Annotated in this window: 14 protein-coding genes; 7 read left to right on the top strand and 7 right to left on the bottom strand. The window is 62.9% G+C overall.

Features of this window, described 5'->3' with window-relative positions:
* The first annotated feature begins 3 nt into the window (after positions 1–3).
* Genes cpaB through R3E77_10125 form a run of 6 tightly spaced genes read left to right on the top strand, consistent with a single transcriptional unit; the run spans position 4 to position 5,840 of the window.
* The gene (gene cpaB / locus R3E77_10150; protein MEZ5499775.1) at positions 4–840 is read left to right on the top strand and encodes a Flp pilus assembly protein CpaB; all 837 of its coding nucleotides are present in this window, start codon (positions 4–6) and stop codon (positions 838–840) included.
* 13 nt (positions 841–853) lie between these two features.
* Positions 854–2,125 carry a pilus assembly protein N-terminal domain-containing protein gene (locus R3E77_10145; GenBank protein MEZ5499774.1) on the top strand — a complete coding sequence of 424 codons (1,272 nt, stop codon included), beginning with the start codon at positions 854–856 and terminating at the stop codon, positions 2,123–2,125.
* A complete protein-coding gene (locus R3E77_10140; GenBank protein MEZ5499773.1) occupies positions 2,122–3,465 on the top strand; it encodes a CpaF family protein in 1,344 nt (447 codons plus the stop codon). The genes R3E77_10145 and R3E77_10140 overlap by 4 nt, the downstream gene beginning before the upstream one ends.
* On the top strand, positions 3,462–4,310 hold the full coding sequence (locus R3E77_10135; protein ID MEZ5499772.1) for a type II secretion system F family protein: 849 nt from the start codon (positions 3,462–3,464) through the stop codon (positions 4,308–4,310). The genes R3E77_10140 and R3E77_10135 overlap by 4 nt, the downstream gene beginning before the upstream one ends.
* Positions 4,311–4,312: 2 nt before the next feature.
* On the top strand, positions 4,313–5,173 hold the full coding sequence (locus R3E77_10130) for a type II secretion system F family protein (GenBank protein MEZ5499771.1): 861 nt from the start codon (positions 4,313–4,315) through the stop codon (positions 5,171–5,173).
* Between the two features lie 10 nt (positions 5,174–5,183).
* The gene (locus tag R3E77_10125; GenBank protein MEZ5499770.1) at positions 5,184–5,840 is read left to right on the top strand and encodes a TadE/TadG family type IV pilus assembly protein; all 657 of its coding nucleotides are present in this window, start codon (positions 5,184–5,186) and stop codon (positions 5,838–5,840) included.
* A 9-nt stretch (positions 5,841–5,849) separates the two neighbouring features.
* On the opposite strand, the gene R3E77_10120 is transcribed toward R3E77_10125, so the two are convergent.
* From R3E77_10120 to R3E77_10105, 4 genes are all read right to left on the bottom strand, one after another.
* On the bottom strand, positions 5,850–6,428 hold the full coding sequence (locus tag R3E77_10120; GenBank protein ID MEZ5499769.1) for a nucleotidyltransferase family protein: 579 nt from the start codon (positions 6,426–6,428) through the stop codon (positions 5,850–5,852).
* Positions 6,429–6,481: 53 nt separating this feature from the next.
* Entirely contained in the window at positions 6,482–7,663 is a 1,182-nt protein-coding gene (locus tag R3E77_10115; GenBank protein MEZ5499768.1) for an aromatic ring-hydroxylating dioxygenase subunit alpha, read from the bottom strand.
* 113 nt (positions 7,664–7,776) lie between these two features.
* Positions 7,777–9,096 carry an MFS transporter gene (locus tag R3E77_10110; GenBank protein ID MEZ5499767.1) on the bottom strand — a complete coding sequence of 440 codons (1,320 nt, stop codon included), beginning with the start codon at positions 9,094–9,096 and terminating at the stop codon, positions 7,777–7,779.
* Entirely contained in the window at positions 9,093–9,863 is a 771-nt protein-coding gene (locus R3E77_10105) for an enoyl-CoA hydratase-related protein (protein MEZ5499766.1), read from the bottom strand. Before R3E77_10105 ends, R3E77_10110 begins: the two co-directional genes overlap by 4 nt.
* 64 nt (positions 9,864–9,927) lie before the next feature.
* Between R3E77_10105 and R3E77_10100 the strand changes: the two genes are divergently transcribed.
* Positions 9,928–10,770 carry an SDR family NAD(P)-dependent oxidoreductase gene (locus R3E77_10100; protein MEZ5499765.1) on the top strand — a complete coding sequence of 281 codons (843 nt, stop codon included), beginning with the start codon at positions 9,928–9,930 and terminating at the stop codon, positions 10,768–10,770.
* Here R3E77_10100 and R3E77_10095 read toward each other — a convergent pair.
* Genes R3E77_10095 through R3E77_10085 form a run of 3 tightly spaced genes read right to left on the bottom strand, consistent with a single transcriptional unit; the run spans position 10,745 to position 14,197 of the window.
* Positions 10,745–12,094, bottom strand: coding sequence for an amidase (locus R3E77_10095; protein MEZ5499764.1), 1,350 nt, complete (start codon positions 12,092–12,094; stop codon positions 10,745–10,747). The two genes, R3E77_10100 and R3E77_10095, sit on opposite strands and share 26 nt — an antisense overlap.
* 40 nt (positions 12,095–12,134) lie before the next feature.
* Complete coding sequence (locus R3E77_10090) at positions 12,135–13,154, bottom strand: hypothetical protein (protein ID MEZ5499763.1); 1,020 nt, start codon at positions 13,152–13,154, stop codon at positions 12,135–12,137.
* Entirely contained in the window at positions 13,151–14,197 is a 1,047-nt protein-coding gene (locus R3E77_10085; protein MEZ5499762.1) for an XdhC family protein, read from the bottom strand. Before R3E77_10085 ends, R3E77_10090 begins: the two co-directional genes overlap by 4 nt.
* Positions 14,198–14,213: the final 16 nt, after the last annotated feature.

Below are 14,213 nucleotides of genomic sequence, written 5' to 3'. Positions count from 1 at the left end.
GGAATGAGCTCTACCCGTTGGATTCTGGCCACCCTTGGCGTTGTTGCAATCGCAGGTGGCGTCGGTACCTACTGGTTGATGCAACGCTATCTGCTCGACCAGACCCAGCAGTTGCAATTGACCATGCGAAATGAGCAACAGACGCGTCGCGTGATCGTGGCTGCGCAGGAAATCGGCATCGGCGAGACACTGTCGGCTGACAATCTGGCCTTGCGCCCGATTCCGGTCCGCTACCTGCCTTCGGACAGCGTGACTGCGGACAATGCGCAGACGCTCGATGGCCGCAAGGCCCTGGTCGCAATCGGGCGCGGTGAACCTGTGACGACACGGTTCATCACCTCGCGCACCTTGCGGCTGGCGGCCCAGTTGTTGCCGGGTACGCGCGCGGTCACGGTCGTGCTCGATGAGAGCGGTACCCAAGCAGGGTTGCTGCGACCGGGCGACCTTGTCGATGTGCTGTTGATCGCCGCCGATCTGCGCTCGGGCAGCCTGGATCCAACCGTGCGTCCGCTGCTTGCGGCGGTTCGCGTCCTCGCGACCGGTCAGGAGCAGGACAGGATCGATCCTGAAGCTGCGAACAACACATTCAATACCGCGACACTCGCCGTTTCGCCCGATGAGGCGCAGCGCATCGTGCTCGCACAACAAGCCGGTCGCCTGAGCCTCATATTGCGCGCGCCCGATGACCTCGCAGCGCACACAGCCCAGATAACCCGATTCTCATCCTTGTTCGCCACGCCTTCTGGTGCCGTGGGCACCAAGCGCGCTGGAATCGAATTGTTGATCGGCGGGCATGGTGCCGGCATGCGGCGCGTCGTTCTGCCGCGCGGCGGGCGCTGAGATGCGCGGCGCAATGCGACTATGGATCATTGCCAGCCTTGCGCTGGCGGGCGAAGTTCACGCGCAGGCCGTGGACCTGCAATTGCAGATCGGGGCCACGCACCTCATCGACTACCCGGTCCGGCGCGCTGCGATCGCCGACGGCAAGATCCTCAGCGCATCCCGTGTCGATGGCGACATGCTGTTGTTGCTCGCAGAGCAGACCGGCAGCACCGAAGTGCGGGTCTGGCCTCGAACCGGCAAATCCCGGTTGATGCGCATTACGGTAGTCGACATCGATCTCGACTTGCTCCTGGGTGACGTGCGCGAGCTCCTGGGAGCCGATTCCCGCATTGTTGCGCGAAAGATCGGCCGGCATATCGTTCTCGAAGGTGATGCGGCGGCGGGCGACCGTCGGCGAGCGGCGGCAGTCGCCGAATTGCATCCGCAAGTGGTGATCAACCTGACGGCCGGCCAGACCTGGGAATCGATGATTCATTTCGAGGTGCGGATTCTCGAGGTACGACGCAATCGATTGCGCGAACTGGGTATCGATTGGCGCACGGACATCAATGGGCCGCACGCCGCGATTGCGGCCGACTTTGGCAACAACTCATTGTTTCGTGTCGTTCCGGCAGGTGAGCCGCATGCCGCATCCGTCGACTCGGTTCCTGCCGGCAGCCGCATCTGGCCTGCCGCAACCAGTGCCGGCTGGGTCAGCTCGATCGACTCGCGCATCCGGTTCCTCGAGCAGCAGGGCGATGCCTATGTCCTGGCCGAGCCCAACCTCAGTTGCCGCAGTGGCGGCAACGCGCGTTTTGTCTCAGGCGGCGAGATTCCCATACCTGTCATCGATGATCGCGGGTCAACGGATGTCGAATTCCACGAGTACGGAGTCATCCTCGACGTGACACCGACCTTGCTCGGTGGTTCGCGCATCCATACCAGGATCGACACTGAAGTCAGTGAAATCGACGAGTCCCAGCGGGTACTCGGCGTGCCCGGGTTGCTGAAACGACGAACCGCGACCGATGTCAATCTGCAAATCGGCCAGACGCTGGTCATCGCGGGACTGATCAGCCAGACGCGCGCCGATTCACGATCGGGACTGCCCGTTCTGCATCGGGCACCGCTGATAGGCGGCCTGTTTCGCTCCCGCCAAAGGCGCGGTGTCGACACAGAGCTGGCCATCCTGATCACCCCGCATCTCGCGAGCGCCGAGGCCGCTCCAGATGCCGCACGCGATCTCCAGCAGGAGCTGCTAGAGCGGGCCACCAGGGCGCGCGAGCGGGGCGAGGCACAATGAGCGCACAGCGCAAATCGGTGGCAGGCGCTCCCGCCCCGGGCGGAGAAGTGTCCGGCGCGTCATTTCTTGCGACGGCAAGACGGGTGCACAGGACACTCCTCGATCGCCTGGATCTCAGGCGCATCGATGTGCGCAGCATGACTGATACCGCGCTGCGTGAAGTGGTCGGCACTCACGTACAGGCCATTCTCGAGACCGTGGGGTCCGGCAGCGAGGCCGAGCGCGCCCAATTGTTCGATTTCGTGATGAACGAGGCGCTCGGTCTCGGCGCGCTTGAGGTATTGCTGGCAGACGCCGGGATCAGCGAAATCATGATCAACGGTGTCAACAATGTATTCGTCGAGCGGCAGGGTCGCCTTGCCCGTGCGCCTAGCCTGTTCAGCGGACCCTCGGCACTCGAGGGCATCATCGAGCGCATCATGGCCTATACCGGACGGCGACTCGACGAGTCGGTGCCGATGGCGGACACGAGACTGCCGGATGGTTCGCGGGTAAATATCATTATTCCGCCCGTTGCGGTGCGTGGTGCCTGCATTACCATCAGGAAGTTCTCGAAGAAAGTCCTCTCCCTGGCCGAGTTGTGCGCTGCCGGTTCCATGAGCCAGGAAATGCGAGCCTTCCTCGAGCTTTGCGTCCGGGAGCGGCGCAGCATCGTCGTGTCCGGCGGCACCGGCTCCGGCAAAACGACCCTGCTCAATGCTTTGTCCAACGTCATTCCCGAAGCGGAGCGGATTGTGACGGTGGAGGACGCCGCCGAACTGCAACTGTGCCACGAAAATCTCGTAACGCTGGAGGCGCGACCGGCCAATATCGAAGGCAAGGGCGTTGTCAGCATCAGGGACCTGGTGCGCAACGCGCTGCGCATGCGACCGGACAGAATAGTCGTCGGCGAGTGCCGCGGTGGCGAAGCACTCGACATGCTGCAGGCCATGAATACCGGCCACAACGGTTCGATGACCACGGCTCACGCCAACAGTCCCCGCGACCTTCTTTCACGTCTCGAAGTCATGGTGTTGATGTCCGGAATGGAATTGCCCGTTTCGGCCATTCGCCAGCAGATGGCGAGCGCAATCGACATCATCGTGCAACAGGCACGATTTCCGACAGGTGAGCGGCGCCTGACTTCGATATCCGAGGTGACAGGGATCGAAGCCGGAACCATACAATTGCAGGAACTCTATCGTTTGCGCCGCCGTGGTACGGCGGGTGGTGCGCCAGGCGCACAGTTCGAGAATTGCGGCAATGTGCCCGCGTTTTTCGAAGAGCTTCGAGCGCAGGGACGCGTGCCAGTGTTTCGTCCGGGAAGGGCGGGCGACGGTGAGGAGAGTGCACGCCCATGAGCGCAGGTACAGTGATCGGTTTGCTTGCCGGGGTAACCGGCGCAGCGACGATGCTGCTCGGTGCACAGATGTGCCGGCGCATCGCCCAGGGTTACCGCGAGCAGACCGAAATCTACGCACGGGTTCGACTTGCGGATTTGTTCCTGTTCCTGGAACCAGCTGACTTGCTGACAGCGGCGTCGATTGCCTTTGTCATCGCCGTGGGCGCCGCCTACATGCTGGCCGGATCCGTGGTTGCAGCGCTCGTTGCGTTGCTCGTGGTAGCCGCGCCCGGGGTCGCGTACCGCAGGTTGCGCGCCCGCCGCCGCCGCCGACTTGCACTGCAGTTGCCTGATGCCCTGCAATCGCTGGCCGGCGCGCTTCGGTCCGGTCTGTCGCTGTCGGCGTCGATCGCCGAGTTATCCCGCCACCAGCCGCCACCAATTTCACAGGAACTCGGCCTGATGGCCCGCAAGCAGCGGCTTGGGCAATCCCTTGACAGCGCCGCGGATGAGCTCGCAAGCCGCGCCGCGAATGTCAATTTTCGCATGTTCGTTACTCTCCTGCGGGTGGCGCGTGAAACCGGTGGTGGCGTTGCCGACGCCCTCGACGACCTCGCCGGCAGCCTCAGGCGTCAGTTGACGCTCGAAGGACGGCTGCTGGCGCTGACATCACAGGGACGGTTGCAGGCCATAATCGTCGGTCTGCTGCCGCTCGTGCTCGCCGTTGCGCTCGGCGCGATGGACAGCAACTCGATGCGGCCGCTCTGGACGACCTGGCCGGGCTGGTTGACGCTGATCACGATCGGGTTTCTCGAAGGCGTGGGCTTTTACATGATTCGTCGCATTGTTGCGGTACCGTTGTGAACGTGGCCGGGGCGGACGCAGCGCAACCACTGCTCATTACGGCGCTCGCCGCAGCCAGCGCATGCGCGGCCTGTGCGTTGTTGCTGGCAGGTCTTCATGTACAGCTCCGCAAGGCGGTGCATGGCTTGGCGGATCTGCCCAAAGGTCTGCGCCTACCGCTGCGACTGACCTCGGGCCTCGTGACGACGGAGATCATGCCCCGGGCGGTGGCACTGCGTCTCGAGGGTCTGCTGCGCCGCGCCGGACTTTCCGCTCCCTATCGTGCCACCGACTGGATCGTGGCGCAGGCCGTATGGTGCCTCATCGTCATTGCCCTCACTGCGCCAATCGCGGGCGCAACCGTTGCCATTGCTGTGCCGCTGATCGGCTCGCTACTTGCGCAAAGCTGGTTGCGGGACCGCATTCGCGAGCGTGAACGCGAAATGCTGCGCGAACTCCCGGTCTATCTCGACTTGCTGCGCTTGTCGCTCGAGGCGGGAACCAATGTCACCACCGCGTTGCGCATTATCGTTCATAAAGCGCCGCGCTCGGTACTGCGCGATGGTTTCGCAGAGTATCTGCTCAATATCCGGGCCGGAATGGCCAAGGCTGACGCACTCGAGCAGCTTGCAAGATTCTGTCGCACCGATGCCGTTCAGGCGCTCGTTGGCGCGATGCAAAATGCAAGCAGTAGCGGAGCGGCACTTGGCGCGGCCTTGCGCGCGCAGGCGGAGCAACGCCGGCAGGAGCGGTACAACGCGGCGGAGCAGCTCGCCGCGCAAGCACCGCTCAAGATGTTGCTGCCCCTGGTGCTATGCATTTTTCCCTGCGTCTTCCTGATCATCGGCTTTCCAATCGTGGTGCGCATCACCGGTGCTGGCTGAGCGAACGTCCATGCGAGGGTCGGCGGGTTCGACGCTGGTGGAATTCCTGCTGGTGGCGATACTCGTGTTCATACCCCTGACACTGGCAACCATGCAGTTCGCGTTGCTTGGCATCGCCAAGAACACGCTCGCCTATGCAACCTTTCGTGCTGCGCGCGCTGCGGCACTCGATTCTGCCGATCGATCTGTCTTCACGAGGGAAATGGCGCGTGGCCTCGTGCCGTTGCACGTCAACGCAGCCGACCTGACCGCGTCGGGGCCTTGGCAAGCGACCCTTGCCGTTGCCTACGCAAGTGCGCTACGGGACGCGAGCTCGCCAGCCCTGCTGCGACTTGAGTTCGACAATCCGACACCAGCGGCGTTTTCTGATTTCGCGGTGGCAGGCACTGCAGGCAATGTCATAAGCAACGAATACATCAACATCGATCCCCGCGTTGGCTCTGCCAGCCGGCAGTCTCGCGCCGACGCGAATGTGCTCAAAGCGACGGTAGATTACTGTTACAGGTTGATCGTGCCGGTCGCTGCGCAACTGATAGCGTCCGTCGCGACCCGCATCCTCAGCGATCCCTGGCAGCGCAATTGTCTGCAAAATCTGCGTCTGCCAATCCGTGCACGCTCCATGGTCCACATGCATACCGACATAGACCGACGCCGCATGGGCGGCTGACTGTTTCGCTCAGGCGGACGTTGATGCCAGGCGAGTATCGACCTCGAGCAGGTCTTCCGGGTGGTCGACATCCAGGCGCGCCGCGGGCATGGCAACACGGATCACCCTGTCACGGTAGCGCGACAGGAGGACCTGCGCGCCGCGATCGCCGCGAAGCCCGAGCAAATCGCCAAACATGCTGCGCGGAAAAATCGCTGGAACCCCGACGTCACTGCCGTACTGTGCCGCGCACGCGTACTGCGGCTGTCTGCGCCACGCACTGACGAGACGGCGTAGATCTGCCGCAGTCACCAGGGGTTGGTCAGCTAGCGTGATGAGCGCAGCGTCTACGCCCGCAGGCAGTCGCTCGACCGCCAGTCGAATGGAACTCGCGAGTCCGCTGCGCCATTGCCGATTGACGATTATCGAAGCAGGCGTGTGACGTAACATCGGTGCAATCGACGCCGCGTGCGCGCCCAGAACGACCACGGTCGCCTGGCCTGCAACGGCAACCGCGCGCGTGATTGCGATATGGATCATCGGTCGATCGCCCACGCGCGCGAGCTGCTTCGCCGATCCAAAGCGGGACCCTGCGCCTGCTGCAAGCACAAGCGCGCCGAGAGTCGTCGACGATTGCGGCAAGTCGTCCAAGTTGCGGCACTTCAGCGCACTGCGCGCACCGCACCGCTTGCGGGATCGAGCGGCGGCACAAGCGGGACACAATCCAGCACCCAGGCTTTCGTCTCACGACGTGCCGGCGAGGGAATGGCGTATATGACATCGCCCTGCGCATGGGCACGTTTGAGATTTTCCCAGTCAATACGCCAGCCGCGATCTTCGAATTCCTGCAGCTTGTCCCGATACTGCACGATGACCTTGTCGGCCGGCATCAGCAGTTCCTTGGCGGTCGATGGAGGTGTCAGCGTAGGTTTGAGGTGGCGTACAACCCGGATGTCCTGCCGCGCGACGAACATGTTCCGCTCGTGTATCTTGCTGTCCAACCAGCCGTTCAACTTGCGCGTCAAAGCGCCTCGGAAAAACAGGACATTGCGGAAATTGACCAGAAACACCCGGGTGCGATTCTCGTCGATCGGCGCCTCGAACATGTATTGATGCATGCACTTGGTCGGTGAGAAGTGGATGAAAGTCCACATCTGGTTCGGGCCATAGGTTCCTGAGCCGGCCTGCATCTTGCCGCCTTTGGATCTGGCGAAACGCATGATCGGATTTCGCAGCGGTGGGGCGTCGAAGGTATGCATGAAGCCAAAACCCCAAGGATTGTTGCGATGCGGTTCGAGTTCGTTGACCTTGTATTCTTCCTCGCGCTCACCCTGGTAGCCGTGCGTCGTGTGCACGTATTCATTGTGTGCCGGATCAAGACCGTTCTCGATAGAGCGTTCGTAATGGTAGTCGACGTCGAAAGTGGCGACGGTGCTGCGCCAGTTCGGATCCTTGTCCTCTTCGATAGGCAGGATAGGCGGACGTTCGGCTTCCGGCAGATCGCCAAGGAACGCGAAAACAACGCCATACTTCTCGCATACGGGATAGGCGTCGACCCGCGCGCGGGGCGGAATCTTCGCCTTGATTCCGAGTGACGGAATTCGCACGCATACGCCTTCGCGCGTGAACCGCCAGCCGTGGTAGGGGCACTGTACGGTTCCGTCGGATTTGCATTTGCCGCCAGCGAGGGATCCGCCTCGATGCACGCAGGTATCCGATAGCACCGCGGGCGCGCCGCTGTCATCACGGAACACGACAAAATCGTGACGCATGATGGTGACACGCTCGGGTTTGTTGCCGAGATCCTGGGAGCGAATCACCGGGTACCAGAAATTAATGAACATGTTTTCAACCTCCGAGCGCGCCAGGGCGGGAAGATGCAAACCTTTTACGCCATCTGGCAGCCTTCGCCTGCGGTACAGGTGGCCTGTGTCCGTGCCGCGGTCGTATTGTAAGGCTAGTCGCTGCGACTGCCCAATGCCGGGGCGGCGCGTCTGGCGCGCATGAAGGCGCGCCATGTGAGCCAGGCGGCCATCGGATTGGCCAGGGCTGCGACACAGGCAAGCGACCAGCCCACGCGCGACTCGTCCTGGAAGACGAAATCCGTGAACGCTGCGACGGCAAACGGCCCAAGCACCGCGCCAACCAAGGTGAGTGACAGCTGGTAGGCGGCACCGAACTGGGCACGCATGGTCTGCGGCGTTATTGACTGGACGTAGGCACCCGCGGGACCTGTCGAGGCAGAACCAAAGAAAAAGGTGAGCGACAGTACGGCGGCGCAGGCTTCTGCGGAGGGCATGAACGGCGCGACTATCGTTGGTGCCACCAGTCCAGCGCAGCACCACCACAGTACGCGCAGCTTTGCGCAATGGTCCCCGGCGCGCTCCAGTCGATCCGACAATGCGCCGCCGCAGAAGGCGCCAAGCAATCCACCGATCAATGCGGCAGTGCCAAGCAGACTGGCGGCGACGGTGATGGATGTATGGTAGTGGCGTTGAAAGAAGGTCGGGGCCCAATACACGAACGCATACACCGTTATGGTCGTCGCGCCATAGCCTGCGAACACGAGTCCGTAGTCGGCCAGATGCAAACGGAAATGCCCGAATACTTGACGGATTGGTGCGGCTTTGTGGTCGATCGGACGAGTCGGTTCGACGACCGCGAGCGTTGCCACGGCCACAGGCAGCCCAAGCGCTCCAACCAGGGCGAACACCAGGCGCCAACCGGAAAGTGTTCCGAGTAGCGGCACATCGACACTACCCAACGTCCCGACCCAGTTGATCGCCGCGCCACCGACCAGATAGGCGAGGCCCATGCCGGCTGTGACACCTGCCGAATAGATCCCGATGGCAAGGGCGAGCCGCTCACGGGGAAAGTACCCGGCAAGCAAAGCGTGCGTCGCCGGAGTCAGTGTCGCCTCACCTACGGCTACGCCGGCGCGGGTCACGAACAGTTGACCGAAAGATCGAGCCATGGCCGTCAATGCGGTCATCACGCACCATAGGGAAACCCCGGCGGTAATTATCCACTTGCGTGAAGCGATGTCGGCGATCCTCGCGACGGCAAGGCCGATGACGCAGTAGAACGTCGCGAAGGCGAGGCCCTGCAGCAAACCCACCTGCCAGTCCGCCAATTGCAACTCAGTCTTGATGGGCGCAACGACAAGCGACAGGAGCAGTCGATCGATGAACGAAACGCAATTGGCGAGCGCCAACAGCGCAACGACGAACCATGCGTAGAACGGTCGACGGCTCGCGAACTCCGCCGCCGTCGTCAAAATGCCGCCTTTCTCTTGCCGACGAACGCGGCCACGCCCTCCTGGAATTCCGCACTGAGAAAGCTTTGCTCGTAGAGACTCGTGGTTTCAGGCGATTCCAGCCTTTGCCCGGCGCCGATCAGATTGATGATGCGCTTCATTCCTCGTATGGCCTGCGGCGCGGCTTCCGCAATTCTGCATGCAAGTGAATCTACCGTGCGTTCGAGCTGCCGAGCCGCGACAACTTCGTGCACCAGCCCGATCGTCAGGGCGGTTGCCGCATCGTAACGCCGGCCGGTCAAGAGCATCTCGCGTGTCCGCGCGCTGCCGACCAGATCGATGAGTCGGCGGGTGTCGACCAGGCTGTACACGAGCCCGAGCCGCGATGGCGGAATCGCAAATGTTGCATTCATGGCCGCAAGCCTGAGGTCGCAGGCGACCGCCAGGCCGCAGCCGCCGCCGCTGCAGGCACCGTGGATCATCGCGATCGTCGGCTGGGGAATCTGGGCCCATGCTTCGGTTGCCTGCTGCACGCTGCGCGCAAGAGCGAGGAGTCGTTTCGGATCATGGATCGCGTCCGCCATTTCGCCAATGTCGGCTCCGGCGGAAAAGGCGTCGTCGCCGCTGCCGCAGACCACGACGGTGCGAACGCTCGTGTTGCCACCGATTTGCGTCGCAATTTCCTCGAGCTCGAGCCACATCGCCGTGTCCATGGCATTGCGCTTTTTCGGACGGTTGAGCCGGACCCGGCACAGGGGCGGCGCGATTTCAACGAGGACATTCGCCATGGGGATGTTTGGTACGATCTGGTCTTGATGATATCAGCGCGGGACACCCTGCAATGAGGGCGCGATGGCACTATATACGGATCTTTCGGGCAAGGTTGCCATCGTAACCGGTGCGGCACGTGAAAAAGGCATCGGCGCCGCAATGGCGCGGCGCCTGGCAGCGGAAGGCGCCAAGGTCGTGCTGAGCGACCTGGGAGCTGCTCATGGCGCCGAGATGCCCGCATCGGCCGTGGGCAGTCGCGACGATATCGACCGCGCGATTGCCTCGATCGTCGGCGCCGGCGGCGACGCCGTTGGCGTTGTCTGCAATGTCCTTGATGAGACTAGCGTTGCGCAGCTGATTGCAGCCGCAGTGGATACGTACGGCCGGCTCGACATCATGGTCAACAATGCCGGCATCGGTTATCTCATGCGGCCCTTGCTCGAGGTTTCGCAGAGCGATTGGGATGCAGTCCTTGGCGTCAACCTGCGCGGTACCTTCTTTGGCATCAAGCATGCGGCGCGGCAGATGATTGCCCAGGGCGGTGGCGGTCGGATCATCAACATCGCCAGTCAGGCGTCGAAGTCGGGATTCCCTTTCGCAGCCGCCTATGTTGCATCGAAGCACGGTGTCGTGGGCCTCACGCGCAGCGCTGCCATCGAGCTCGGGCCGCACCAGATCACCGTGAATGCGATTTGCCCGAACCACATCACGACCGGGCTTGGTGCCTGGCAGAACAGTTACTTCAGCGAGGCGACAGGCCGAACGGAAGAGCAATACCTGGCCGACATGCGCGCGCGGATACCACTGCGGCGGCCTGGTCTTCAGGACGATATCGCCAAGGCCTGCGCGTTCCTGGCATCTGGCGAAGCCGCCTATATCACCGGCGAGGCCATGAATGTCAGTGGGGGCGAGGAATATCACTGAGCGGGTCCGCGAGCCCGAGGCCATCCAGGAGCCGCGGCAGGGCAAAGTCACTGCCCATTGGACCGATGATCTGCAGGCCTGCGGGCGGCGAGCCGGCTGCCCTGGGCATCGGAACAACCAGGGCGGGTTGGCCGGTCGCGCTGGCCGGTGCGGTCAGGTCGGCCGTATTCTGCGGCGGCCTTGCGCCACGAGGATAGGTGGCTGTTGCAACCGCCGGCAGCAGCAGGGCGTCGAGGTGCTGAAACCTCTCCAGCCACGCGCCGTGGAATCGGGCTATTTTCTCCTCACAGCGGGTTAGCTCGTCGTCGCTCAGTTGGCCTCCGGCCCGAATGAATGCACGCAGACGATCCGAATACTCCTGAGGCTGGTTGCCGATCGCAGTGCCGTGTTCGCGCCACATGGATCGTTCGCAGAGAGTGAGGATCGCTCGGCGCAGGCCGGGCAGATCGAACGGCGCGAGATCGAACGGCAATAGTTCGCAGTCGCGGCTTCGCAACCTGTCGACCACGGCGGCGAAACTCGTGCTGACCGGACCGCTGGTCATGAGCTGATCGAGGCCGGTCGCGACGCCAAGGCGCGGGCGTGTGTTACGCAGCATTTCGGTCTGATTCACCGGAAATGACCAGGGCCAGCTGCGATCGAAACCGGCGATGGCAGCCGTCACCGCCGACAGGTGCCTGACCTCGCGGGTCATCGGCCCGACATGGTCGAAGCGCAGGTGCACTGGGACGACATTCGCGGTGCTGACCAGACCAAAGGTTGGTTTCAGCGCCGCAACGGAGCAAAACGCGGCGGGTATTCGTACCGAACCAATCGTATCCGTGCCGATCGCGACATGGCACATGCCCGAGGCGAGGGCCGCGGCCGCGCCCGCGCTCGAGCCGCCGGCACAGTATCCTGCCAGACGCGGATTATCGGTCGTGAGGAACCAGGGGTTTACACCATCGGCGCCGAGTGCTGCCTCATCCATGTTCGATTGGCACAACGGAATGAGCCCGGCGTCGCGAGCACGAGCGATGACATACGCGTCGCGCTCGGCGCGAGCGCTGTAGCGCGTACGCATGCCCGCAGTATGCGGCCAGTCGGCCACGGCGATGTTCGCCTTGACGGACATGGGCACTCCATCCAGGACACCGAGGCTCTGGTTGCGTGCGCGGCGCATGTCGGCCATGCGGGCCGCATCCAGCGCACGATCTGCATCCACGTGGGTCAATGCGCCCAAATCATCATTGCGACGCGCAATCACCTCCAGGCAATCTTCGATGAGCTTTACGGATGAAATCTCACCGGCAAGATACTGATCGAGTGGATCCATGGTTTTCATCGACCTGGTACTCTGTTGGCTGACGCGCGCTTCGGCACCGTCACAGACTGAGTGCCGTCAGGGTCCAGTCGAGCGCCTGTTGCTCGCTCTCGTGTTGAATCGTGCCCCGGGCGGCATAACTCACGACGCGTATCCGCTGCAATGCCAGGTCACCGATCTGTTTGGATTCGAGGACTCGCGCCTCGCTTCGCAACCGGTCGCCCTCGAGTACGGGCGCCGTATGGGAACATTCGTCCCAGGAGATGAGTGTCAGGAGATTCGGCATCAGCCGCGTCAATTGCGCGAAGGCGAGTGCAATCACATGGCCCCCGTAGACCAGTCTTTCGCCCAAATACGATGCGCCTGCATCGGTGTGAGTCATGGCGAGGTTCAATGTAAGCCTCACGAGCTCGGGCGCAAGGCTGACGGTGTCGCGCGGCGTCAAGGACATCGTCTCCCCGGGCGCAAATTGGGCTGCACGGCGCCCGGAGAGTCCGCTTGCCCAGGCCGCGACCTGCCAGCGACTGGCGTAGTCGGCGGCAATTCTTTCCGGCAAAGTCACATCGAAATCACGGCCAACGCGTTCGATTTCATTCCCTGTGCCGCCTTCGGTGGGCAGCCGGTCGCGGCAGGCAACCATGGCGCATCGCCAGAAATGCAGAACCGTTTCGTTCCGCTGATTGCGGGTCGTGATTTCGAGCGCGACCAGGCCGGTCGCTTCGCGCTGCTCGCGCAGCTGGTTGCGATGCGCTGCAATGACCCGCGTCCTCGTATAAAGGCTATCGCCGAGGCAGACCGTCTTCATCAATGTAAGGCCACGGTAGAAAAGATTCGCCTTGACGCGTTGTGTCGCCCAGGTCGTTTGTCCAATTGCCATATTGATGGCGAGCAGCGGGTGTGCAAGCGGTTCGGCTGCACCGGTAACAGCGCGCGCGGCGCCGTGATCAAGCGCTAACCGCAGTCGATCGCCGGTTATCGCCTGGTACAACGCGGACTGGCCGGTCGTAAGCGTCACGGCAGGGGCGTCGAATTCCTCACCTGGCGGCAAGTCTTCGAACCAGGGGACGTCTACTCGGGTCATGTTGCTTCCCAATGGGTAATAGTTGCGACGAGTTCCGCGACGATTGCCAATGCGATGGTCTCAGGTGTGCGGCCACCGAGATCGAGGCCGACCGGGGCATGCAGTCGTGCCCCGAGTCTCGCTCGGTCGCTCGGCTGCAGGCTCTCGAGCAGTCTTTGGCGACGCCCCGGCGGCCCGAGCAGGCCGATGAATGGCACGTCGCTACGCGCCAGGGACTGCAGATAGATTCGGTCGCTCGCGAGATGATGGCTCATGACGATCGCTGCACGTGGCTTCAAGGCGGCGATCATGTCGGCGGCGGCCGCGGGCTCCCCGTGCCGCATGGTCTCAGCGGCGGGGAATCGCGCGCGTTGTACCAGGGCAGGGCGATGGTCGAAAACGCTGACGCCGAAACCAACACGCTGAGCGAATTCGACGACCGGTTCTGCATCGAAGCCGGCGCCCAGCAGCAACACTCGCGCGGGCAATGCCAGCGGCATTGTGAATGCCTCCAGGGCCGAATCACCCGTCTTTCGATACAGGGCGATGTCCGAAGTATGCTCGAGCCATGGCCCGACCAGGTCCCTGAAGGCGATGGGCACATCGGTAAGCGATGTAATGATTCGGCCGATCGGCAGCGCCGGCGAAGCGGAGGCAACGATATAGCACGCGGTCATTCCCTGGCGGTCCTGCCAGCACCGAGCAAGCTCTGCCAGCGGCTGCCAGCCGCCGGCAGCGTGAAGTGGCGACAGGAGAATGCGCATGCCGCCTTCGCAGCCAAGGCCCATACCCCAAAGCTCATCGCCCGGCCCCCCGAGCTCGTAGGTCACGAGTTCACCCCGGCCGCTGTCGAGTACACGTCGGGCATGCAGTGCGAGGTCGTGCTCGAGGCAACCGCCGGAGAGCATGCCGCTGTAACGGCCGTCTCCTGAAATGAGAATCTGGGCGCCTGCCTTGCGGTAGGTCGAGCCGCTGGTCGCAACGGCGGTTGCGAGCACCAGATCCTGACCAGCCAGACGTGCGGCGTCGAAAAACGGCAGGAGTCGGGAAAAGGAGCTGTCCATCCAATGCGGCAGGCGG

The sequence above is a fragment of the Steroidobacteraceae bacterium genome, from assembly GCA_041395505.1.
GTDB lineage: Bacteria > Pseudomonadota > Gammaproteobacteria > Steroidobacterales > Steroidobacteraceae > JAWLAG01.
The sequence above is the reverse complement of the archived record's forward strand: the minus strand, read 5'-3'. Positions and strand labels throughout refer to the sequence as shown.